This is a genomic window from Mucilaginibacter pedocola (assembly GCF_002013915.1).
In the GTDB taxonomy this organism is placed as follows: Bacteria; Bacteroidota; Bacteroidia; order Sphingobacteriales; family Sphingobacteriaceae; genus Mucilaginibacter; species Mucilaginibacter pedocola.
The window spans coordinates 43,414-65,643 of the sequence record NZ_MBTF01000010.1; the positions used below are offsets into that span (position 1 = coordinate 43,414).

The 22,230-nt window shown below is 47.5% G+C and carries 19 protein-coding genes; 17 read left to right on the top strand and 2 right to left on the bottom strand.

The window, feature by feature from the left end; genetic code table 11:
- Positions 1-6: 6 nt before the first annotated feature.
- From BC343_RS11785 to BC343_RS11825, 9 genes are read left to right on the top strand one after another with little or no spacing between them, the layout of a single operon-like run.
- Positions 7-684, top strand: a complete 678-nt coding sequence (locus BC343_RS11785) for a conjugal transfer protein TraI (protein ID WP_078347989.1) — start codon at positions 7-9, stop codon at positions 682-684.
- A gap of 24 nt (positions 685-708) precedes the next feature.
- Positions 709-1,374 carry a hypothetical protein gene (locus BC343_RS11790; protein ID WP_078347990.1) on the top strand — a complete coding sequence of 222 codons (666 nt, stop codon included), beginning with the start codon at positions 709-711 and terminating at the stop codon, positions 1,372-1,374.
- Entirely contained in the window at positions 1,371-2,018 is a 648-nt protein-coding gene (locus tag BC343_RS11795; protein WP_078347991.1) for a hypothetical protein, read from the top strand. The genes BC343_RS11790 and BC343_RS11795 overlap by 4 nt, the downstream gene beginning before the upstream one ends.
- Positions 2,019-2,020: 2 nt before the next feature.
- Entirely contained in the window at positions 2,021-3,148 is a 1,128-nt protein-coding gene (gene traJ, locus BC343_RS11800; protein ID WP_078347992.1) for a conjugative transposon protein TraJ, read from the top strand.
- 2 nt (positions 3,149-3,150) lie between these two features.
- Positions 3,151-3,768, top strand: a complete 618-nt coding sequence (gene traK / locus BC343_RS11805) for a conjugative transposon protein TraK (protein ID WP_078347993.1) — start codon at positions 3,151-3,153, stop codon at positions 3,766-3,768.
- Between the two features lie 55 nt (positions 3,769-3,823).
- Entirely contained in the window at positions 3,824-4,951 is a 1,128-nt protein-coding gene (locus BC343_RS11810; protein ID WP_078347994.1) for a conjugative transposon protein TraM, read from the top strand.
- 10 nt (positions 4,952-4,961) lie between these two features.
- Positions 4,962-6,740 (top strand): hypothetical protein, encoded by a 1,779-nt coding sequence (locus BC343_RS11815; protein WP_078347995.1) that lies wholly within the window; start codon positions 4,962-4,964, stop codon positions 6,738-6,740.
- Between the two features lie 13 nt (positions 6,741-6,753).
- Positions 6,754-7,038 (top strand): hypothetical protein, encoded by a 285-nt coding sequence (locus BC343_RS11820; protein ID WP_078347996.1) that lies wholly within the window; start codon positions 6,754-6,756, stop codon positions 7,036-7,038.
- A 24-nt stretch (positions 7,039-7,062) separates the two neighbouring features.
- Positions 7,063-7,314, top strand: a complete 252-nt coding sequence (locus tag BC343_RS11825; RefSeq protein ID WP_078347997.1) for a helix-turn-helix domain-containing protein — start codon at positions 7,063-7,065, stop codon at positions 7,312-7,314.
- A gap of 15 nt (positions 7,315-7,329) precedes the next feature.
- On the opposite strand, the gene BC343_RS11830 is transcribed toward BC343_RS11825, so the two are convergent.
- Complete coding sequence (locus BC343_RS11830) at positions 7,330-8,592, bottom strand: tyrosine-type recombinase/integrase (RefSeq protein WP_078347998.1); 1,263 nt, start codon at positions 8,590-8,592, stop codon at positions 7,330-7,332.
- Between the two features lie 250 nt (positions 8,593-8,842).
- On the opposite strand from BC343_RS11830, the gene BC343_RS31975 reads away from it, so the two are divergent.
- Together BC343_RS31975 and BC343_RS11840 are read left to right on the top strand one after the other, a co-directional pair.
- Positions 8,843-9,091: a GIY-YIG nuclease family protein gene (locus tag BC343_RS31975; protein ID WP_078348048.1), complete on the top strand. Its 249-nt coding sequence runs from the start codon at positions 8,843-8,845 to the stop codon at positions 9,089-9,091.
- A gap of 375 nt (positions 9,092-9,466) precedes the next feature.
- Entirely contained in the window at positions 9,467-11,767 is a 2,301-nt protein-coding gene (locus tag BC343_RS11840; protein WP_078347999.1) for a sensor histidine kinase, read from the top strand.
- 18 nt (positions 11,768-11,785) lie between these two features.
- On the opposite strand, the gene BC343_RS11845 is transcribed toward BC343_RS11840, so the two are convergent.
- Positions 11,786-13,567, bottom strand: a complete 1,782-nt coding sequence (locus BC343_RS11845; RefSeq protein ID WP_078348000.1) for a S41 family peptidase — start codon at positions 13,565-13,567, stop codon at positions 11,786-11,788.
- Positions 13,568-13,775: 208 nt separating this feature from the next.
- Between BC343_RS11845 and BC343_RS11850 the strand changes: the two genes are divergently transcribed.
- The 6 genes from BC343_RS11850 (at position 13,776) to BC343_RS11875 (ending at position 22,157) form a co-directional block, all read left to right on the top strand.
- Positions 13,776-15,146 carry a Gfo/Idh/MocA family protein gene (locus tag BC343_RS11850; RefSeq protein ID WP_078348001.1) on the top strand — a complete coding sequence of 457 codons (1,371 nt, stop codon included), beginning with the start codon at positions 13,776-13,778 and terminating at the stop codon, positions 15,144-15,146.
- An 11-nt stretch (positions 15,147-15,157) separates the two neighbouring features.
- The gene (locus tag BC343_RS11855) at positions 15,158-16,210 is read left to right on the top strand and encodes a DUF6807 domain-containing protein (protein ID WP_202909781.1); all 1,053 of its coding nucleotides are present in this window, start codon (positions 15,158-15,160) and stop codon (positions 16,208-16,210) included.
- A gap of 86 nt (positions 16,211-16,296) precedes the next feature.
- On the top strand, positions 16,297-16,683 hold the full coding sequence (locus BC343_RS11860; protein WP_078348002.1) for a DoxX family protein: 387 nt from the start codon (positions 16,297-16,299) through the stop codon (positions 16,681-16,683).
- 138 nt (positions 16,684-16,821) lie between these two features.
- Positions 16,822-18,654: a glycoside hydrolase family 13 protein gene (locus BC343_RS11865; RefSeq protein ID WP_162276859.1), complete on the top strand. Its 1,833-nt coding sequence runs from the start codon at positions 16,822-16,824 to the stop codon at positions 18,652-18,654.
- A 91-nt stretch (positions 18,655-18,745) separates the two neighbouring features.
- The gene (locus BC343_RS11870) at positions 18,746-20,617 is read left to right on the top strand and encodes a M1 family metallopeptidase (protein WP_078348004.1); all 1,872 of its coding nucleotides are present in this window, start codon (positions 18,746-18,748) and stop codon (positions 20,615-20,617) included.
- 352 nt (positions 20,618-20,969) lie between these two features.
- Positions 20,970-22,157: an MFS transporter gene (locus tag BC343_RS11875; protein WP_202909782.1), complete on the top strand. Its 1,188-nt coding sequence runs from the start codon at positions 20,970-20,972 to the stop codon at positions 22,155-22,157.
- The last annotated feature ends 73 nt before the right edge of the window (positions 22,158-22,230 follow it).

The following is a 22,230-nucleotide window of genomic DNA, read 5'->3' on the forward strand; positions in this document are numbered from 1 at the left end:
GGCCTCATGAAAAAGAAAATCCTCATCCCACTCTGCCTGCTGGCTCTGCTACTGGCAACACCACGTGCAAATGCGCAGGTTCCGGTAGCCGGCGCCTTTACCGGGCTGATTAAAAAAGTGATCGTGGCCATTGACCTGGGCGTGCAGCGCATCCAGAACAAAACCATCGCCCTGCAAAACGCGGAACAGCAAATCGAAAATTCGCTGCACCTAAACAGCCTCCGGGATATTAACGGCTGGCTGGACAAAGAACGGAACCTGTATGCCGGTTATTACAATGAACTGGCGCAGGTCAAAAAACTGCTGGCGGATTACCAGATGGTCAAAGAGGTGATCACCCGGCAAAAACAATTGCTCTCCGAATATCAGCGGGCCAGCGCATTGTTCAGTAAAGACGCGCATTTTTCAGCAGGTGAACTCCGCTATATGGCCGGCATCTATGATGGCATTTTGCAGGAGAGCCTGCGAAACCTCGAAGCCGTCAACACAGCGGTCACTGCATTGACAACGCAAATGGATGATGCCGACCGCTGGCTGCGGATCGACGAAGCGGCAAAAGCCATCCAGCTGAACCTCGACCATTTGCGCCAGTTCAACCGGCAGAATGTATTGCTCAGTTTATCCCGCTCCAGGGATGCGCTGGACCGTTCCGGGGTACAGCAACTATACGGGCTAAGCCATTAATTGACACCTTAAATCCAATACAATATGAAAACAAAACTTTTTTTATTGCCCATACTCTTTACCATCGGGCTAACGGCAGGCGGCGCAAAAGCGCAATCTTTTTCCTTCGGCGACCTTTTCGGGCAGCAGGGCAAAAAAGAAAAACTGATGGCTGTCCAGGTGGGCGGGATCTATATTTATCTGGCTGCCCTGAAGGGTGGCTACAACATCATGCACAAAGGCCTCGACCTTGCGGATGAATTGAAAGGCGGGACTTTTGGGCTGCATACCGGTTATTTCAATTCGCTGGAACAGGTTAGCCCCGTGGTTCAGCAAAACCCGAAAGGCAAAGCCATCACCGGCTTGTATAATGAACTCAGCAACCGTTTGAACTCGGAAACCAGCTGGCAAAAAAAACAACAGCAATTGAAGCCCGCTGAACTGGCCTATCTCGAAAAGGTTGCCGCCAATCTGGTGAAACTGGCGGGCCAGGATATGGCGGAACTGAACGAACTGCTTACGCCGGGCAAATTACAGTTAACCGACCAGCAACGGCTGGACCGCCTGGATAAGCTCTATGCAGCCATGAAGGACAAAGCCGCATTCGCCGCTTCTTTTGCGGCTAAAAGCCGTTCGCTGGCGCAGAACCGCCAGCGCGCCAAAGCGGAAAACGAACAAATCCGGAAACTTTACGGCAATCCCCATCCATGAAAAAGCAATTTAAGACCCTCGTGCTGGGCCTGGCATTCGCCTGGTCGGCACCGCTCAACAGCAGGGCACAGTCCGTCACGGATTGTATCGAGCAGCTGGTATTGGATTACCAAAAGCTGGCAGGGCTGAAAAGCGTCCTTTCGCAAATGTACTCCGGTTACGAGATACTCAGCAAAGGTTACGGCGCGGTCAAAAATGTTTCACAGGGGAATTTCTCCCTGCACCAGGCATTTTTGGACGGTTTGCTGCTCGTCAGCCCGGCTGTCCGCAAATACCCGCGGGTAGCGGATATCATCAACGGCCAGGCCGCGCTGTTCAGCGAGTACAAAAACGCGGCGAAGCGGTTTAACAGTTCCGGCAGGTTCTCCCCGGAAGAATTGCAGTACCTCTCGGCAGTTTATGAGCAACTGGTTGACGCCAGCCTGAAAAACCTGGACAAGCTGAGCATGGTAATGGGCGATAGCCAGCTGCGGATGAGCGACGCGGAAAGGCTGGCTGCTATCGACCGTATCTTTTTAGACAGCCGCAGCCAGCTGAGTTACCTGCGGAAATTCAACGGACAGGCCGGGCAAACGGTTCGCCTGCGTGAAAGGTATGCCCAGGATAAACAGAATGTCAACAGCCTTTACGGCATCAACCCTTAACGATGAAAAAACATATTTTGATTACTGCAATGCTGGCCGTCTGCGCCAGCTTGTTGCCAGAGCTTGCCCGCGCCGAAGGGGTTGCTGACGACCTGCACAGCCTGCAGGGCGTGCTTTCGCAGATCCATGACCAGATGAGGCCCATGTGCGAGGGCATCATTGGCGTGTCCCGTGCTATCGGCGGATTCGCTGCCCTGTGGTTTATCGGTGCCAGGATCTGGAAACACATCGCCGCAGCCGAACCCGTGGACGTAACACCCTTGCTGCTGCCTTTTGTCAAAGGTGCTGCCATTGTCGCCTTTCCGGCAGTTATCCTGCTGATCAACGGCATACTGAAGCCGGTGGTCACCTCTACTGAAAATATGGTCAAACGGTCAAACGCCGCTATTGCCTACCTGACTTCCAGGCCGGATGAAGATGACCCATTGCCAGCGGGGCAACAAAATGCCGACCCGGATAAATGGTACCAGTACAGCCACCCGGATAACGCCAACCCGGACGGCACATCGGGAAATCCCATCTCCGATGCCTTTTCCGGCTGGAGTATCAAAAACATGGCCCGTAAGTGGATCGCTGAAGTACTGAACGTCCTTTTCCAGGCAGCGGCGCTTTGCATCGATACCATCCGGACCTTTAAACTGATCGTACTGGAGATACTGGGGCCACTTTGTTTCGGGCTAAGCATTTTTGACGGCTTTCAGCATTCGCTCAAACAATGGCTGGCGAGGTATGTAAACGTATTTATGTGGCTGCCGGTAGCCAACATTTTCGGGGCGATCATCGCCCAAATCCAAGTCAACATGATCACGCTCGCCCAGAGCGGGCAGCTGCAGGGCAATGAGTTCGGCAATACCAATACCGCTTACCTGATATTTCTGGTTATCGGCATCCTGGGTTACTTCACCGTACCCAGTATTTCCAACTATATCATGAACGTCGGCGGGCATGCGCTGTTCAATAAAACCTCGGCGATGGCTTCCATGGCGGTTTCCTATATCAGCGGCTCGGTAATGAAAAACGCCTTTGCTTCCAGTTCGCAAACCAACCATCAGCAAAGCAGCACCAAACAAATACAGCAGAATACTTACAATACGGAAAAGCTGAAAGGCTCGCCCGGTAAATCCCAATAACCATGTTTAAAAAACTCAAAAACATCGAAACGGCTTTTCAGCATGTCCGCGCTTTCACCATCGCCGTCATCGCCTGCGCCTTCCTGGCCATCGGTTTTACCGTGTACCAAAGCCACCGCCTGATCGCCACCATTCAAAGCCGCGTGTATATCCTGTTCAACGGCAAAGTGCTGGATGCCGTAGCCGCTGACCGGAAGGATAACGTCGCCGTAGAGGCTCGGGACCATATCAAAGCTTTCCACGAGCTTTTCTTTACGCTGTCACCCGATGAAAAGGCAAACAAAGCGAACCTCGGCAAAGCACTCTACCTCGCTGATGAAACCGCTAAACGCGCCTATGATAACCTGAGTGAAAGCGGCTACTACGCCAACATCATCTCCGGCAACATCAGCCAGCAACTGCAAATCGATAGTATCAACGTAGACCTGCGCAATTACCCTTACGCATTTAAATGCTACGCGACGCAAAGCATTATCCGCACCAGTAGTACGGTTACCCGCAGCCTGGTCACCTCCGGTGAACTGCGCAACGTAGGCAGGAGCGATAATAACCCGCACGGTTTTCTCATCCAGCGCTGGTCAACTTTAGAAAATACAGATATCAAAGTGGTCAACCGCTAAGGGCGAAATCCTTACCCGTGCATTAAACAGCAATCAAAAACAAAAAATAAAGATCATGAAAACAACAACCCTTCAACAAGAGCGTAAGCGCAAGGCCCTACTAGTCTTGCCCTTAATCGTATTTGCTTTCGCCACGCTGCTTTTCCGCACTTTCGGCGGCGGCCAGGCGCTGGCAGACACGCAGGCCGGAAACCATAACCACGGCTTCAATACGCACCTGCCGGATGCGAAGCTTAAAGATGACCGTGCTTTGGATAAAATGAGTTTTTACGACCGTGCCGCGGCGGACTCTGCAAAACTCAAACAGGAGCAGCAGTTAGACCCGTACGCCAAACGGCTGGCCGATTCTGCGTCAGGACAAGCCGTTAACCCCGGTGGTATTTTTTCCCCTCACCAGGATGATCTATTTGGCGGGGCAGGCATCAATGATGAGCATGGGCCAGCGGCAAAGGAACTCTTGTTAAATAAACGCCTTGCTGAATTACAAGCGGCTATCAATAAACCTGCTGAAACTCCAAGGACAAATAACGCAGCTTACGCACCGTCCAAAAACAATTTTGAAAATTCGGTAGGTGTTCCCGCCATTAGCGAAGATCCCGAACTCAAACAAATGAATGGACTACTGGAAAAGTTGCTGGATGTCCAGCACCCGGAGCGTGTCCGCGAAAAAAACAATGCTATAGCATCACCACAGGCCATTGAACAATTTAAAGCGATACCTGCGGTAATTGACGGCAATCAGAAAATCGTGCAGGGTACGGTAATCAGGATGCGGCTGCTGGATAGCATACGCCTGAACGGGCAGCTATTTAATAAAGGGCAATTGATCTACGGAAGTGGGGATGTCTATAACCAGCGGGTAAAGATCAATATCAAATTGCTGCACATCGGGCTGAACATCATCCCGGTGGACCTGACGGTGTATGACCGGGCGGACGGTATGGAAGGGATCAGTGTGCCGGAGGCGGTGACGGGCGATGCCCTGAAAGATGGCATGGTTAACGGTGTCCAGACGGTGGATATGATGTCGATGGACCCGTCCATGACGGCGCAACTGGCGACTGCAGGCATCAACACGGCCAAAGGCCTTTTCTCCAAAAAGGTAAAACGGATCAAGGGAAAGTTGAAAGACGGGCATGAATTGCTCTTACGCGATAACAACCTGAGTAAAGCGGGGCACTAAAATATCGGCCATGGAATTAACGAATCGCGAAGAGGTTGCTGAATTTCTGCAAAAAGCTGCGGTACAAAATTGGAATTGGGTGGCATTTGACCGGAGTAAGGATGACCCTTCATTTTACGGGTATGCTGCCGAAGCTGAAGGATTTTGCACAGCGGCAAATAATGTTTTTGATTATTTCGAGCAAAATTTCGTGGTGGCCGACCATGTATTCCTGCCGGTGGCTAATCTTGCCGCAAGCTTTGAGCAAAAGAACTTACCGCTTGGCGATGATTTACGGAATATCGGCCAGCAATTAAAGGAACTGCATATCAGCCTCCAGCCCGGCTGGCAAATGAGCGACTTGAAGGTTTATTTACAACAGGAAATGTTTTTCCCGGTGCAATGGCAGCAAGTGATCGAGCCGGAGAAAGAGGTCAAGCGCTTCCTGGTGGCCGAGCACACCCATCCGGGGCACCAGATGTATGAAATTGGCCATGAGGTGGGGATACTAAAATACTTTGAGAGCCAGGGAGAAGGGCGGGACTTTCTGCTCAACAAGGGCAAAGAACTTTCGGCTAATAAAAGGCAGGCTGACTTGATCCTCGCCGGTGAATACCGCGGGCGCAATTTAAAGCTGGATATGGAAGGCTGCCCGGAAGAACATTGCGGCATTACGCTATTGACGCTGCATTGCGATAGGGATGGTAGTGTACGGCTATCAACCCCCAACCAACTGAATGATCCCGTAACTATTGAGCAAACGCTTTACGCAAGGTTCGATGCTAAGCGTGGCACGGTCAGGCTACATGATGACCGGTTGAAATGGACAGACCCAAAGTTGCTGCCGGCTTCAACCTATGCCAGTTATTTTAACAAAGAAGTATTAACCATAAAAAAAGGAAATATTATGAATCAGGAAAGTTTCAATTATAACGCCGAAACGCTCAAAAATCTGGGCTTTGGCGAAGGGCTTAAGGAAGAATTGCATCAAAAAATGGATCAGAACCTGGCAGGGTTCACTTTGAACCACAGCCGCCAATTCGGTAAAGACGTGGTGGATTCGGTGCTCCATTTTTCAAAGGGCGACGACCTTGCAAAAGACATTACGTTTTTTAACCGTTTTGAATCTACGCTTAAAAAAGAAGGCATGGAAGATCTTACGCAAACCTTTTTTGTGGGGCCGAAGCATAATTATACGCTTCAGGAACGCTACAATATGATGGATGGCAGGGCTGTTTACCGGGAACAGCCGAAAATGGAGCCAAAAGAGGAAAAGGGCACCACGCGGATGAGACCCACCGGCGAGACCTACTTCGCCTGGCGGAGCTTGAATTTCAAGGAAGCGGATAAATACGGAAACTTCAACCCCAAAGTTATTTTCTGGGATCATGAAAAGGAATTGCAAAAATACCCGATCAAAAACGTCCAGGAAAAATATGACCGTAACATCATTATGCGGCCTTTGCAAAAAGGGAACCGGGTAGAAGTTACGCTGGTGCGTGACGGCAATGAAACACAAGCGCAAGTCGTTGCCAACCCGCGCATGATGCGTTTGGATTTTTATGATGCCGACGGCCAAAACCTGAGCGTCCGAAAAGTAGAGAAACAAGCAGTTAGCCAAACGCAAGCACCGGAGATGACGCCGCAGGAAGTACAAAAGGCGGCTATTGCACGTGCTGCAGAACAGGCACAATCCAATACGCCTTCACAAAGCCAGGCGGCTTCCGCGAATGAGGCTATGAAGCAGCAAAATGAAGCGGATCAAAAACAAAACCAAGGGCAACGCCGCGGGCAGAAGGTGCACGTTTAGATAAATCTGAACCTTGGAGAACTTTAAGCCATTATCGGGATTCTTTGAAGCTGTAAAAGCTGACGGGCGGATCACTATCAGTCATATCGGACTGTATGCGGTGTTGCTCCAGCATTGGCAGGAACAGGATTTTAAAAATCCGGTAATGGCTTTTAGCCATGAGGTCATGGCGTTGGCAAAAATGTCGGCCAGGGCAACTTATTTCAAATGCCTGAATGATTTGAATGACCTGGGGTACATCCGTTATGAGCGGTCTTTTAAACGCAATGTCCGCAGCAAGGTGTACCTGCTTTATTAAATATTAACTATAGATCGTAAAGTGATGGGATTAGAAGCGTTGACTGGAAACGATTTAGAGAATTTTCGTACGCAGTTACTGAATGATATCGAATCGCTCCTGAATATGAAACGGCCGAAAAAGTGGCTTAAAACAAATGAGGTGATGGAATTGCTGGGTATGTCCGAGGTTACTTTACAAACCTTACGGAACCGAAAACAGATTCCGTTTAAAAAGCTCGGGGGTATCTGTTATTATAATGCCGAAGAACTCGACGAATTTCTCCAAAACCTTTAGGTTTATAAGCGGCGTTCAGGCTACGATCAGGGCGCCGTTTATAGCTTTTGCAATTACGCCGTCCTCTATATCATCAAGGTAAGTCCGGGTTTGCAACTGCGTTTCATGGCCCAGAGCTTCTTGGATAAACCTGATATCCACACCTGCTTCGTTTAAATGACTGGCAAAACCATGTCTGATACAGTTTGAGGTGAATCGTTTTTCCCAACCTATAGCTTCAGCCATGGCCTGGGAATCTTCGTTAAAGTCTTTCAACGCAGAATCGATGCGTGCGTCAATTTTAAAAACATCATCGTGCTCCTTCATCAATATTGGAAATACATACCCGGCATCAGACTGAACCGGGTATTCACGTAATAGATTTAACACAGCTTGTGCTTTTGGGTGCAGCTCAAAATCGTAACTGCGTTTGTTCTTTGACCTTTTGTAAGCGACGCCATTATTCTGAATGTGTATCCATTTCAGTTTTATCATGTCGTTAAAATTCATCCCTCGGGCGTAATACATGAATTGCGCCATCAGATGTGACCGGTAGATCCGTGTATTAGGGGCTGGTTTTAGTTTTAAAATACGTTTCCAGTAGTCCGCTTTGATCGAGCGTTTCTTTGTCCTTACCCTTTTGTAAACCTTAAATTTAAAATACTTTTTGGGATGATGGTCTTTGGTTACCAAGCCATCGGCAATAGCCAGGTTCCATATTCGGCAATAAGTCCGCAGGTAATTGCTTTTGGTAGATTCCGACAAACCGAGAAACTGATTTTCGTAGGCTTCATGATCTGCTTTGGTGAAGGTCAGGAACATCTTGTCCTTATCTTTAAGCAATTTGCGCACGGTCAAACGGCAGTTGTAAAAAATAGCAGCGTAGCCAGGGTTTTCAACTGCTTTGTAGCCGTCTTCCACCATTTGGATATAGGCAATGATTTTGTTGGGTTTATCGGCGGGTAAGTTGACTTTTGTGGCCTGGGTAAGGTTATTTTTGATCTCTACCGGCGTAATATATCTTCCGGCTTTCTCAGCCAGTTTGATCTCGAAGTTGATGTTTTCAGTTATCTTATCAATGCGTTGCGCCAATTCCTTATAAAGTGGATGGCTAAATTTTGGATACCCGTTTTCAGCGTCCCAGTTTTCTACGCTGCTGCTAAAGCCAGTAGCCATATATTTGGGCTGACGGTTTTGCGTCATCCTGATCCGGACTTCATGTTCTCCGATAACAAGACTTTTTTCTGCTTCCCGGACAGTTGAGTATGTCCAAAGGAATGATTTTATGGCAATATTCATGATCACTTTTCCCCTTCACAAGTAAAACACAAGTAAAACACAAGTAAAACAAATATCGGAAAAAGGAGTTAAAAATGCCAAATATTTTAGTAGAAAAATTTACATAAAATGCTGATTTTTAAATGTTTGCATGATATTTTAAACCGGTTGAAATTTGCTAAAAGCCGGATGGCATGCAAGAGGTCATCGGTTCGACTCCGATATTCTCCACAATAAAAAATCGCTTTTTTTCAAGGCGATTTTTTTGTTTATGGAATATTGCTGCTACATCATATATTCTAACAAACTCGACCGCTATTATGTCGGACATACCGACGATGTCGACGAACGAATAGTTCAACATAATTCAGGTATATCAACATACACTGCGAAAGCCAACGATTGGACACTTGTGCATAGGGAGGTGTTTCTGACAAGGGAAGGGGCCAGAAATAGAGAAAATCAAATCAAAAAGAAAAAAAGCCGAAAGTATATTGAATGGATCATCTCTGCCGGCTAGAGCGCTTGCATGCCCCGAATGCTTTCGGGGAAGAGGTCATCGGTTCGACTCCGATATTCTCCACTAAAAAATCAAAAGCACTTGCAAACCGCAGGTGCTTTTTTTATGCACTACCCCTCCGTTTTAATACCACTGCCTTTACCCTGTCCCCTTGTTTTATCATATAAATAATAACACTTATTAGTATACTGCTAATAGCACTTGCAAAAACCATCAATATTACCCGTATTGGCAATGCAGGGCGTTTCTATGCCTGCTTCCTGATATGATTTTAGCTAAGTGCCCCGTTGTTTATCTTTAAGTTAAATTCCGCACAACCTGCTGTTGTGTTATATTCGCATATAAAATGCTGCGCTAATATTGAACTACCCAATAATGCGAAACGCACTGTTATCAGCCCTCTTGCTTTTGTTTGCAGTACCAACACTGGCCCAAACCAGTAATTTGGATGAGCTGCCTTTGCCTGTTTTAAGGCAAAAACTGGCAACAAGCGCCAACGATACTAACAGGGTGAAAATACAACTCGCCCTCGGCCATTTAATGTTTTTTAAACCCACAAAGGGGCAAAAAGAAGCTGACACTGCTACAAGGTTGGCTGCTGATGCTGAAGCCTTGAGCAGGCGGCTTAATTATCATTTCGGGATAATTAATGCCATGTTGCTTAGTGCAGAAACTTTCTACGACCGGAAAGACCGCGAAACGGGTTTAAAAGTGGCTCAAAATGCGCTTACCTTTGCTCAAACACACCACAATAACGATGGGCAGGCAAGGGCTTACAATCTTATAAGCCAATATTACTCCGATACCGACCCTATCGAACTCCGCAACCGAATCTTTTACCTTTACAAGGCTATCGCCATCTTCCGGAAGGAAAGGAATGCGCTTTGGCTTTCGTACCTGCTTACAACAAATGCCAACCTGCTATTCCAGGCAGAAAGAACAACCGAAGGGCTTAAGCTGTTGTTCGAGGCGCTGAATTTGGGGAAAGGCGTGAGCCGGAGGACGGTTGAGGGTATCTACATGAATATCGCTAACACCTCATTCAGGCAGGGCGATTATCAAAGCGCTTTGAGATATAATTTTTTCGCGCTTAAAACGGCAGCAGAAGTTAGAGATACCAGCATGCAGGCCAGCTATATTAACCATGCTATAGCTTCCGCTTACGTAAAATTGCAGGACCATAGCAAGGCAATCCCCTACGCTTTAGAAGCTGTGCGTATGGCAAAACGTTACAACCAAACCCGGTTTGCCAATACGGCATCTTCTACCCTGGCCCTGGCGTACACCCATACCAACAAGCTACCTAAAGCTTTAGCGCTGCTTAACGAGATGAAGCGCCAGGCATACAGCGACCCGGACAAACTATCTGTAAGGGTAGATTTGCTTAACAATTTGGTTTATGCTAAACATTTTGCACAGGCCGCCGATTATGCGCGCGAGGTGAAAGAATTGTTAGCCGGCATTCCCCCGCATAACATTACAGATCTGATGAACGGCTACAACTCGCTCGCTTCTTATTACTCGGAAACCGGCCAGGCGAAACTGGCCTACCAGTATGCCGACCTGCATGCAGCTATGGCTCGTAAGCTAAATTACCTGGCGGGCATTCGCACGGCCGAGAGCCGTTATTATAAGCTGGTTACTTTAAAAGGCGACCTGAAATTAGCCATGGAGCATTTCCTCAAACAACAGGAGATAAAAGATTCTATAGACAACATTGCAAAAGAGTACCAGATATCGCTCCTGCGTATTGAAAACGAAACGCTCGAAAAAAATAAGCATATCGATTCGCTAACCCGCGAAACGCAGATAAGCGATATTAAATTAAAGCGCAACCAGCTTATCAGTAGCGTAACAGCCGTGGTATCGTTAATGCTTTTGATCATAACAGCCCTAATTTACAGCCGGTACAGGCTAAAGCAACGGAGTAATGCCTTGCTCACCCAACAAAAGGCCGAGATAGATCAAAAGAATGCGGCCCTGCAGCTTCTTGTGGCCGACAAGATGGAATTGCTTGAAGATAAAGACGAATTACTAACCGAAAAGGACCTTTTATTAAAAGAGGTGAACCATAGGGTAAAAAACAACCTTCAAATAGTAATGAGCTTGCTATCCTCGCAATCGGCCTACCTGGCCAACGACGAAGCACAACAAGCTATTTTAGAAAGTTATAACAGGGTGCGCTCCATAGCCCTCATACACGATCAATTGTATAAAGCCGATAATATTGCAGAGATCAACCTATCGTTATACATCAAAGAATTAATAAACTCCCTGAATGATTCGTTGAACAGGAAGCCTAACAACATCGCCATAAAGTGCGATATTGAAGATATTACGCTTGACGTTTCGCAAGCCATACCAGTGGGCATCATACTAAACGAAGCGGTAACCAATGCTTTAAAACACGCATTCCCCAACGGCCGCCCCGGAACCATAACCATCCTTGTTAAAAAAACAGGCACGTTTATAGAGATGCGCATCGGCGACAATGGAGTAGGTTTATCCGACGATGTAAGCCTGTCAACTGTAAACACGCTCGGACTAACACTATTGGAAGGGCTTACCACACAACTGGAGGGCACCTTTAGTATCGAAAACAATGAAGGGCTTGCCATCAACTTAAAATTCCCTATAAAAGTTACCGAGATACATCCGCAGGTACTAAGCAACTAAAGAAAAACCAACGTAATATCAACGCCCGCCTATCCATTCAAGTGCCTGCTTAAGTTGGATATCTTCTCCCTTAGATAAGTCGGTTATGGTTGGGTAAACTACCTTATTTATTTTTACGCCTTTGCGCTGTGCCTGTGTGCCATCGGGATAAAAAATAGCATTGCCCGAGAACGGAAACTCGTAACCTCCGGGCAGCATAATACCTTTATCGTCGCCATCGGCACCGGCACTTTGGTTGCCAATAGTGATGGAGTTGGGGAACATGTGCTGGAACAACATGGTGTAATACTCGGCAGCGCTCAGGGTTTCGCCATTTACCAATATGGCAACTTTTGCGTTAATGGTTTGCTTGCCTGGTTTTGTAAACGGAGGATAATACTCCACCGTGTCGGTTATTTTTTTATACATGCCAATGTGCTGTTTATCCAGCATAAAGTACCTGGCGAACAAGCTCTTATCCTTCCCGAAAGCATTAAACATCAGGTAATAAAAACCTCCCCAATCCGGGTAGCTGCGCATATCTAAGATCAGGCCTTTCTGTTTTCCTGCCAGGGTAAAAATCGAATCCATGGCAGTTTCCAGCTTACCTTCCGGTATCGATTCAAGGAAACGCCTGGTTTGGTCTGCCCTGAAAATGGTTACGCCTGGGGCAGCGTATTCCAATTCTGTACCCTGTGGTTTTGCCATTTTCTGGTTGAGGTAGGCAGATAGTTTTTTAAAGTCGTCGGGCTTGCTGGTCCATTCAATGTTTACTTGTTTGGTGGCACCGGCATGCATCAGTGTGAGTTTTGCATGCAGGCTATCGGTAGGAAACATTAAGTTATCCTGGTATCGGTTCAAACGAGCATAAAGCGCATCAGGGTTTGATGCCGACAGATACTCGCCAATAAAGCTAACCCGTTTTTTCACCGGCTCGCCGTTAATGTGGGTGATCATGTCCCCGGCCTCAATGCCGGCCTGATTACAGAGTTCGGGGATAAGCACTTTGGTAACCACTATCTTCGAGCCGTTTTCTACCAATTGATAATCGAACGGTGGATAAAATTTCACTTTCAGGATGGCTTTCCAATTCTTCATCTCTTTATAAAAACGCAGGGCATGGGTATCGTTCAACGGGGCTACCAGTTTGAGTAGTTGCGTTTCATAAGCTAAGCGCGTATCTGCCTTGGCAAATAGCGGAATAGCTGCCATAGCAAGTTTATCCCAATTCGTATCCATCAGGTATTTATGGGGAAAGAGATAGTCTACACCCGCCATAATTTTTGCTAAAGCCAGCATGCGGTAAGCATAGGGCACGGCAGCAGTATCAGCGAAAGCGTAGGTTTTTTCGTGAGGGATAATAGTAGTGAAGTGCCGCGGGGTATAATAATAGTGGCTGGTATCCGCAAAACGATGCTTGTAAACATATTGCAGTTGGCTGCGCACGGCGGCCTGCAAAAAGGCATCTTTAGTGAACCAGTTATGGTCCACGTTTTGGGTCATTTCCGTAGCGGTGTATTTTACAGGTGCCGGCTTAAAAGTTTGCCCTTTGCTTAACCCTGCTATCATTTTAGAAATTACTGCACTTGCTTGCCCTGCGTTTTTAGCTTTATCGGCGTCGGGTAAATAAGTTAAAAAGATACTATCGGCATCTACCCTCCCCGATGCTAATGCTGGGTGATAGTATTTCAGAAATCCCCAGGCCTTATAGTAGTAATACCTTCCTTTGGTTGGCGTGATGCTTTGGCTGTGAACCGTGCCGGATAATATTAAAAACAGAAAAAGAAGTTTAAAAGATCTTGATAGTACAGGTTGTGTCATATAGATAGGCAGATGTTAGTGGCGCAAAATAAAGAAAGTTCGGAAACCCTCACGTATGGAAGACGCCGGTGAACCCATTAATGATACACGGAAAATCCTAATTTTTTGCCATGCCGTTCTTTTCTCCTTCCTCTTTTTAATTTCTCCTACCTTTTATAATACCTAACGTGTATCTTCACAAACACATAACCTTTTAAAAACTTAAATAATGGATAATTCTCGCCGTAAATTCATCGGGCAGGCCGCTTTGGCCGGTGCCGGCACCTTGCTCGCAAACAATGCACTGGGCGCTGTTAGTTTCAGCGCAAAAAGTTACAACCGTATTATTGGGGCTAACGACAGGGTGCGCGTGGGCGTAGTAGGTTTTTCCGACCGCCACCGCTACTCGCACATGCCCAGCTTCATGAACCATTGCAAAGAATTGAATTTTGAAGTGGTGGGCGTATCCGACATCTGGAACCGCCGCCGCGAAGAAGGGGCAGCCATGTGGAAGGAGAAAATGAAGAACGATGTTAAGGCTTACCGAAATAACGAGGAGATGTACGATGCCAAAGCGGTTGACGCGGTATTTATTTCCACTGCCGATTTTCAGCATGCGCGCCACACCATAGAGGCTGTTAAAGCAGGTTGCGATGCTTACGTAGAGAAACCTTTTGCCGAAACCATGGAAGATAACCGCGCTGCATTTAAAGCCGTGAAAGATGCAGGCAAAATTGTGCAAATAGGTTCGCAACGCCGTAGCGGCGGAAATTACCATGCGGCTAATGATTTTATCCGTTCGGGCAAATTTGGCCCGGTTACCATGGTAGAGCTTACCTGGAACGTGAACCAGCCCGGCCGCTGGCGCCGTCCTGAACTATTAGGCGTACTGAAAGAGGCTGATACCGATTGGAAGCGTTTCATCATGAACCGCCCTTACGAAAAATTCGACCCGCGATATTATCTTGAATATCGCCTGTTTTGGCCATACTCATCGGGCCTGGCGGGCCAGTGGATGAGCCATCAAATAGATACCGTGCATTGGTTTACCGGCCTGCAGCACCCGCGCAGCGTGGTGGCCAACGGCGGCATTTACCAATGGAAAGACGGTCGCCGCAACTGGGATACTATCTATGCCGTTTTTGATTACGGCCCTCTTAACGATCCGTCCAACGGCTTCCAGGTGACCTTCGGCTCGCGTATGCACAACGGCGACGAGCACCCATCAGAGATATATTACTCTAACGGCGGCGAACTGAACCTCATTACCAACACCGTATCGCCAACCGGCGGACTAACCGAAAAAATGGCGGCTGCTATGCAAATGAAGGCCAACCTGCTGCCCACCGTAAAACTGGAAAATACCGAAGCGGTGGTAGCATCGGCCAATACCGGTGGCGATGTGCTAACATCAAACCACGTGCGCAACTGGATGGAATGCGTGCGTAGCCGCAAACAGCCTAACGCACCGGTGGAGGCAGGTTACAGCCACTCTATAGCCACCATCATGACCAATGCTGCTGTACACGGTGGCTCCAAAGCAACCTTTGATGAGAAAACGCAGGAGGTAATGGTGAACGGCAAAGTGTTTAAATACTAAAGTTATCAGTTATGAAAAACAATAGCGTACAAGCACTTGCCTGTATGGCCGTAGTAACGCTTATGGCATCGGCAATAAGTAGTACTGCACTGGCCCAGCAGCCGGTGAACGTAAAGGCGGGTAGCGGTAAAAATATAGAAGTAAGTATTGGTGGTAAACCGTTCACTACTTTTATGTATCCCGATACTCTGGAAAAACCTGTGTTATACCCGCTACATGCTGCCAACGGCACGGTAGTAACCCGCGGCTTCCCGCTTAACCCCAAGCCCGGCGACCCTACAGACCACCCGCACCACATAGGTTTATGGTTCAACTATGAGAACCTGAACGGTTTAGATTTCTGGAACAACTCTTACGCCATCCCCGCCGCCAAAAAGAACCAATACGGCTGGATACATACCGATAAGATCACCGAAACCAAAAGTGGCAAAACAGGTGTATTGGCCTACCAGGCCAATTGGACCAACCAAGCCGGCAAAGTGTTAGTACAGGAGAGCACCCGCTTTGAGTTTAGCGGCGATGCCAACCGCCGCATTATTGACCGTTACACCACGCTAACAGCCGATACCCTGGCGGTATTCACCGATGCAAAAGACGGATTACTGGGCTTCCGCCTGGCACACGAACTGCAAATGCCAACCACAAAAGACGAAAGCTTTACCGATAGCAAAGGCATTGTAACCGTAGTAAAAGGCGGTACCGATAAAGTACCTACCGGCAACTACCTTACCAGCGCCGGTAAAACCGGCGATGCCGCCTGGAGCACCCGCGCCGAGTGGTGCAAAATTGATGGCAAAATGGGAGCCGACTCTATCACCGTTGCCATTATCGACCACCCGAAGAACGTTAACTACCCCACCTTTTGGCATGCACGCGGCTACGGATTATTTGCCGCTAACCCATTGGGTGAGCATGTTTTTACCAATGGTAAGTCGCGGAAGGACTTTACCTTGCAGAAAGGCGAATCGGTTACATTCAAATACCGCATTGTGATCCAAAACGGAAAAACCGCTTTAGGTGAAGCCGAAATGGATAAGCTGGCGACGGGCTTTGCTGCGAAGTGATGTTTATAGCGAAAAAACGTGTAGGTTTTGAGCAGATAGTTATGTAACTTGCTATTGAACAATTACATAACCTAATTACAATTAACATGAGCAAAAAAACCATTAACATTATTTACTGGATAAGCACCGGGCTGATACTGGCCATGATGCTGTTCTCAACAGTCTCGAGCTTTAAAGAAAGCCCCGAGGGCACAAAAATGCTGGAAGCCATAGGTTACCGGCCTTATGTATTACACCTGTTGGCAGTTGCCAAGGTATTGGGCGTATTTGCCATCCTTACACCGGGCCTTCCGCGGCTTAAAGAATGGGCTTACGCCGGTTTTACGTTCGACCTTATTGGTGCTGCGTATTCGTTTTATGCTTCAGGCTTTGCTTTTAAAGATTGGGCATTTATGTTAGTGCTGATAGCGGTACTGGCCTGCTCTTATATTTTCTATCACAAACGCTTAAAATTAAAAGGCGCTTCGGCCTAATAAACGAGCCCTGCGATATTCTTTACTTAAGCCTTCGGAAATTCCCGAAGGCTTTTTTATTTCACCCCGCTGCCAAATAAGTCGCTATATTTACCGCAGGGCAGCGCCCGCAATGTTAAACCGTTCATGGCTTGGTTCATGAAAAAATATACCCTTATGTGTATTTGCTTGTTTGCCGCGTTTGGTTCCCGGGCGCAGGAGGCCACTCCTTTTGATAAAGCGCCCGAGTGGAGCAAAAGCGCCATCTGGTACCAGATATTCCCTGAGCGTTTTCGCAACGGCGATAGCAAAAATAACCCCACCCTTGCCAACATCAATATACCGCCCATGGGGCAAATTGCTCCCGAAGGCTGGGCCGTTAACCAATGGACCGAAGACTGGTTCGGTCAGCAGGGCTGGGAAACAGGGCGCGATTTTAACGACAATATGTATTACCGCCGCTACGGAGGCGACCTGCAAGGTATTTTAGATAAACTCGATTACCTGCAAGACCTTGGCGTGAACGCCCTCTTCATCAATCCACTTAACGATGCGCCCTCGGCACATAAATACGATGCGCGGCATTACCACCACATCGACGTAAACTTTGGCCCCGACCCGGAGGGTGACAACAAGATCATAGCCGCCGAAAACCCTGCCGACCCAAAAACCTGGCAATGGACTGCAGCCGATAAACTTTTCCTGAAATTGGTTAGCGAAGTGCACCGACGCCACATGCGCATTATTATGGATTACTCGTGGAACCACACCGGCGTTATGTTTTGGGCCTGGCAGGATGTGCTGAAGAATCAGTCGCGCTCGGCTTATAAAGATTGGTACGAGATACGCTCGTTCGATGATGGCAACACGCCCGAAAATGAGTTCGCGTATACCGGCTGGGTGGGTGTATCCAGTTTGCCCGAAATACGCAAAGTGGATATTACCACTCAGCGCCAGAACGGCCAGCCTTACGAGGGTAACATAAACGAAGGCGCCAAGAAACACATTTTTGCTGTTACCGAACGCTGGCTGTCGCCCGATGGTAAACCGGAGAATGGCATCGACGGCTTCCGCCTTGATGTTGCCGACCAGATAGGGCTTGGCTTTTGGCGCGAGTTTAGGCACCAGGTGCGGCGCATAAAACCGGATGCCTATTTAGTGGGCGAAATTTGGTGGGACCAATGGCCCGATAAACTGATGGACCCAACGCCCTATACCCAAGGCGATGTTTTTGATGCCGTAATGTTTTACCAGGCCTACCGCCCTGCCCGCTACTTTTTTGCCAAAACCGACTTTCCGCTGAATGCCGAAAACTTTAAGAACAGCCTGGAATACGAGTGGAACCGGCTGCCCGAAGATAAGCGCTACGCCATAATGAATGTATCGAGCACGCACGATACCCCGCGCCTGCTTACCGATTTTTATAACACCAATAAATATAAGTTCCAGGCCAACCCGCGCGAAAACCCGCACTACCGCACCGGCAAACCCGACGAAGAAACCTACCAACGCCTGCGCCTGTACCTGGTGCACCTGTTCACCAGCATTGGTGCACCGCAAATTTGGAACGGCGAAGAAATGGGCATGTGGGGCGCCGACGACCCCGACCCGCGCAAACCCCTCTGGTGGCCCGACTACCACTTCGCCGACGAAACCCGCACCAACCGCCAGCCGGTAGAAAAACAATACGATAAAGTAAGCTTCAACCAGCAACAATTCGATTGGTATAAAAAACTCATCGCCATCCGTAAAAACAACCCGGTGCTGGTGAACGGAAAGATCGAATTCATGACGGCACAAGGCGGCGTGTTATCTTATAAAAGATATAATGCGGTGGATGAAATACTGGTGTATTTTAACGTGGAAGATAAAACCTACACGCTTGAATTGCCCGAAGGAAATTATGTTGACCTGTTGACGGGGAAGAAAATTGAGGGGAGGGTGTTGGAGTTGGGGGCTTTAACAACCTCGGTATTGAAAAAGACAAAATAAGGAATTTATAAACGAGTAAAATTTATACCGACGGGCTACGTTTCTTCGAATAGTGCATCGAATGTGATGTGCTGATATCTGCCAAACCCTTATGCTGAAACAATTTTCCTACCTCGTTTTTGGGGCCTTATTTATATCCTCATCGCTTTGCGCACAACAATTACCTGTTGACAGGAATACGCAAAAAGCTTTGGCCAAAGGCACCCGTACTCATATGGGCATCCCCGGGAAAAAGTACTGGCAAAATACAGGCGACTACTTGATAGATGTAAAGTTCGATCCTGAAACGAGGAAAATCAGTGGGGAGGAGGTTATTGACTACGTAAACAATAGCCCCGATACGCTTAAAACATTCTTGTTTAAACTCTACCCCAATCTTTATAAGGCTAATTCTGCCCGCAATACCAATATAGCCACAGCTGATCTTAGCGATGGTGTCCGCATCGAAACGCTAACGATAGATGGCAAGGCTACTGATAGTACAATGCGGCGCATTACCGGCACCAATATGCTTGTTAAAGGCATAGCTGTTTTGCCGGGGGCACATGCCCGCGTAACCGCAAAATTTAGCTATACTTTAAACAAAGGCTCGTTCAACCGCACCGGGCAGATCACCGATGGTAGTTATTTTATCGCCTATTTCTTCCCAAGGATAGCCGTTTACGACGACGTAGACGGCTGGAACGAATACCCTTATTTAGGCAAAGAAGAGTTTTATAACGACTATGGAAATTTTAAAGTAAATATTACCGTGCCGGGCGAATACAGGGTATGGGCAACGGGCGACTTAAAAAACACTAATGAGGTGTATGAGCCCGAGTTTGCCGGCCGCATAGCAAAAGCCGAACTATCGGATAGTGTGGTGGATGTTATCACCACCGAAGACATCAAGGCCGGCAATATCACCAAAAAGAACTCCACAAATACCTGGAAATTTGAAGCCACAAACGTTACCGACTTTGCCTTTGCGGTAAGTGCTAATTACGTTTGGAAAGCAAGCAGCATAATGGTAGACCCCAAAACTAAACGAAGGACAAGGGTGGATGCCGTGTTTAATCCTGATCATAAAAGCTATTGGCCGGTGGTTAATTACGCTCGAAAAACAGTTGAGCAGATAAGCTACCACTTCCCCGGGTTGCCTTTCCCCTATCCGCACATAACCATAGTTGACGGGTTGGATGCCATGGAATACCCCATGATGGTGAACAACCTACCTTTTGAAGATGATAAAGACGTAGTGGAGTTTACCGCGCACGAGGTTTTCCATACGTTGTTCCCTTTTTACGTGGGCACCAACGAAACCAAATACTCCTTTATGGACGAGGGTTGGGCAACGCTGACCGAGTTTTTGTTTCACCCGAAGATAGCGCCGGATGTTAAATTGGATTACGACATGAGTCCAGTAAATGACTTCGCCGGGCTGGCCGAAGACGTACCCGTGATGACGCCCACCGCCCAGCTATACGGTAAGGCCCGCTTTGCTGATAAGGATCTGAAGCCTGCCCTGGCACTATATTACCTCAAAGAGATGCTTGGCGAAAAAGTATTCCTGAATGCTATGCGCGAATACATAACCACTTGGGCAGGCAAACATCCCACGCCATACGATTTTTTCAATAGCATAAACACCACCACCGGCCAAAACCTTAACTGGTACTGGAAAAGCTGGTACTTTGATAAGGCAATTCCTGATCTGGCGATATCCGGTGTTCTAAAACAAAGCAAGCAATACGGACTAACGATAAAACGAATAGGCAACGCGCCGGTTCCTGTGCATATTACCATTATCTATGCTGATAACACAAAAACCTTTATAAACAGAACCGTTGCTATTTGGGCAAAGGGTGCTGAAGCTTTACAAATTAACATCCCGGTAAATAAACGGATCACGAAGATAACTTTGGGTGGAGCTTATGATGCCGATGTTGATATGGGTAATAATGTTTGGGTATCAGTCAATTAGAGGTATGTTACTATTTGAGTGGAGAATGTTTAGGGATTTACAAAACCCTTATAAAAAAGTAAAGCCCCTGATGGGCAGGGGCCTTTACTAACCAATTATAAACCTAAATTATGAGAAGACTATTTTATGTATCAACTTGTATGTCCTTGTTGATGGTGTAAAAGTAACACTAAGTTTTGAATTACAAAGAATTTTTTTGTAATTTTTTTTGTCACCTTGATATCAATGTACTTTTTTCGTTATTGTATTAACAAAGATAAGGCATTTTGCTTAAAATATCCTCAATTTTTTATGAGTTTATCCTGACTAAATGCTAAAAACATCTGAGCACTTTTGCTAAAATCTTAAAATAATGGCTGTTGCAACACATAAACCGCATTTATCGACCACTACCTTATGGATAATGACGCTGACTACAGGGCTTGTTGTTGCCAATTTGTATTACAATCAGCCCCTACTGGGCGATATGGCGCAAACTTTCCATGTAAGTAACGGTACCGCTGGGCAGGTTAGTATGCTCACGCAAATTGGTTATGCCGTGGGGATGTTTTTTGTGGTGCCCATGGCCGATATGGTGAAACGCAAACGGCTAATGCTTATCAATTTTGCATTCATCGTTGCGGCACTGCTTTTAACTGCCCTCGCCCCTACCATACATATATTAATACTATCAGGCTTTTTGTTGGGCTGTACTTCTATTATCCCTCAATTGTTGGTACCCATGGCCGCGCACCTGGCCGAACCTGCCGAGCGCGGTAAAAAGATAGGCTTTATTATGAGCGGGCTTTTAATAGGCATATTGCTATCGCGCACGCTGAGTGGTTTTGTGGGCGCTCATTTGGGCTGGCGGGCCATGTTCTACATAGCCGCCGGTATGATGGTGGTGATGTGGCTGCTGGTATACCTGCTGCTACCCGAGGTAGAACCCGATTACAAAGGCAACTACGGCTCACTGATGCGCTCGCTGGTAGACCTGGTGAAAAATGAACCGAAGCTCCGTTTAGCATCTCTGCGTGGCGCACTATGCTTCGCCTGCTTCAGCGCGTTTTGGACCACACTGGTTTTCGTGCTGAAACAAAACTTTAACGAAGGCAGCGATGTGGCAGGCGCTTTCGGGCTGGCGGGCGCATTAGGGGCTGTTGCAGCAGGGTTGATGGGCAGGCTAAGCGACAAAATGGACGCTTATAAATTATCCACCATTACTTTGGCCATGGTGCTACTATCGTTCATCATCTTTTGGTTTTCGGCATACAGCATTGCCGGGCTTATTGCCGGTGTTATATTAATGGATATCGGCGTGCAGGCCACACACATCTCAAACCAGGCCATCATCTTCTCGTTGAATCCGGCGGCGCGCAACCGCATCAATACGGTATACATGGTGAGCTATTTTATAGGCGGTGCAACCGGCACTTTTTTGGCCACCCGCGTTTGGGGTGCTTACAATTGGGCGGGCATCTGTGCGGTGGGTATCATCCTTTCTGCCATTGCAATTGTGGTGCACCTGGCTACGCGCAAAACCATGCAGCGCACCGTCTGAAAACGGACAGTGTACGCTTTTTCCGAACAATCCTGTTTAACATTTACATCAAGCCATGCGTGCTTTTTGCATA

Excerpts from the sequence above, each read along its gene's own strand:
- BC343_RS11785 (WP_078347989.1), top strand. The coding sequence starts at position 7 with ATGAAAAAGAAAATCCTCATCCCACTCTGCCTGCTGGCTCTGCTACTG.
- BC343_RS11790 (WP_078347990.1), top strand. The coding sequence starts at position 709 with ATGAAAACAAAACTTTTTTTATTGCCCATACTCTTTACCATCGGGCTA.
- BC343_RS11795 (WP_078347991.1), top strand. The coding sequence starts at position 1,371 with ATGAAAAAGCAATTTAAGACCCTCGTGCTGGGCCTGGCATTCGCCTGG.
- traJ (WP_078347992.1), top strand. The coding sequence starts at position 2,021 with ATGAAAAAACATATTTTGATTACTGCAATGCTGGCCGTCTGCGCCAGC.
- traK (WP_078347993.1), top strand. The coding sequence starts at position 3,151 with ATGTTTAAAAAACTCAAAAACATCGAAACGGCTTTTCAGCATGTCCGC.
- BC343_RS11810 (WP_078347994.1), top strand. The coding sequence starts at position 3,824 with ATGAAAACAACAACCCTTCAACAAGAGCGTAAGCGCAAGGCCCTACTA.
- BC343_RS11815 (WP_078347995.1), top strand. The coding sequence starts at position 4,962 with ATGGAATTAACGAATCGCGAAGAGGTTGCTGAATTTCTGCAAAAAGCT.
- BC343_RS11825 (WP_078347997.1), top strand. The coding sequence starts at position 7,063 with ATGGGATTAGAAGCGTTGACTGGAAACGATTTAGAGAATTTTCGTACG.
- BC343_RS11830 (WP_078347998.1), bottom strand. The coding sequence starts at position 8,592 with ATGAATATTGCCATAAAATCATTCCTTTGGACATACTCAACTGTCCGG.
- BC343_RS31975 (WP_078348048.1), top strand. The coding sequence starts at position 8,843 with ATGGAATATTGCTGCTACATCATATATTCTAACAAACTCGACCGCTAT.
- BC343_RS11840 (WP_078347999.1), top strand. The coding sequence starts at position 9,467 with ATGCGAAACGCACTGTTATCAGCCCTCTTGCTTTTGTTTGCAGTACCA.
- BC343_RS11845 (WP_078348000.1), bottom strand. The coding sequence starts at position 13,567 with ATGACACAACCTGTACTATCAAGATCTTTTAAACTTCTTTTTCTGTTT.
- BC343_RS11850 (WP_078348001.1), top strand. The coding sequence starts at position 13,776 with ATGGATAATTCTCGCCGTAAATTCATCGGGCAGGCCGCTTTGGCCGGT.
- BC343_RS11855 (WP_202909781.1), top strand. The coding sequence starts at position 15,158 with ATGAAAAACAATAGCGTACAAGCACTTGCCTGTATGGCCGTAGTAACG.
- BC343_RS11860 (WP_078348002.1), top strand. The coding sequence starts at position 16,297 with ATGAGCAAAAAAACCATTAACATTATTTACTGGATAAGCACCGGGCTG.
- BC343_RS11865 (WP_162276859.1), top strand. The coding sequence starts at position 16,822 with ATGAAAAAATATACCCTTATGTGTATTTGCTTGTTTGCCGCGTTTGGT.
- BC343_RS11870 (WP_078348004.1), top strand. The coding sequence starts at position 18,746 with ATGCTGAAACAATTTTCCTACCTCGTTTTTGGGGCCTTATTTATATCC.
- BC343_RS11875 (WP_202909782.1), top strand. The coding sequence starts at position 20,970 with ATGGCTGTTGCAACACATAAACCGCATTTATCGACCACTACCTTATGG.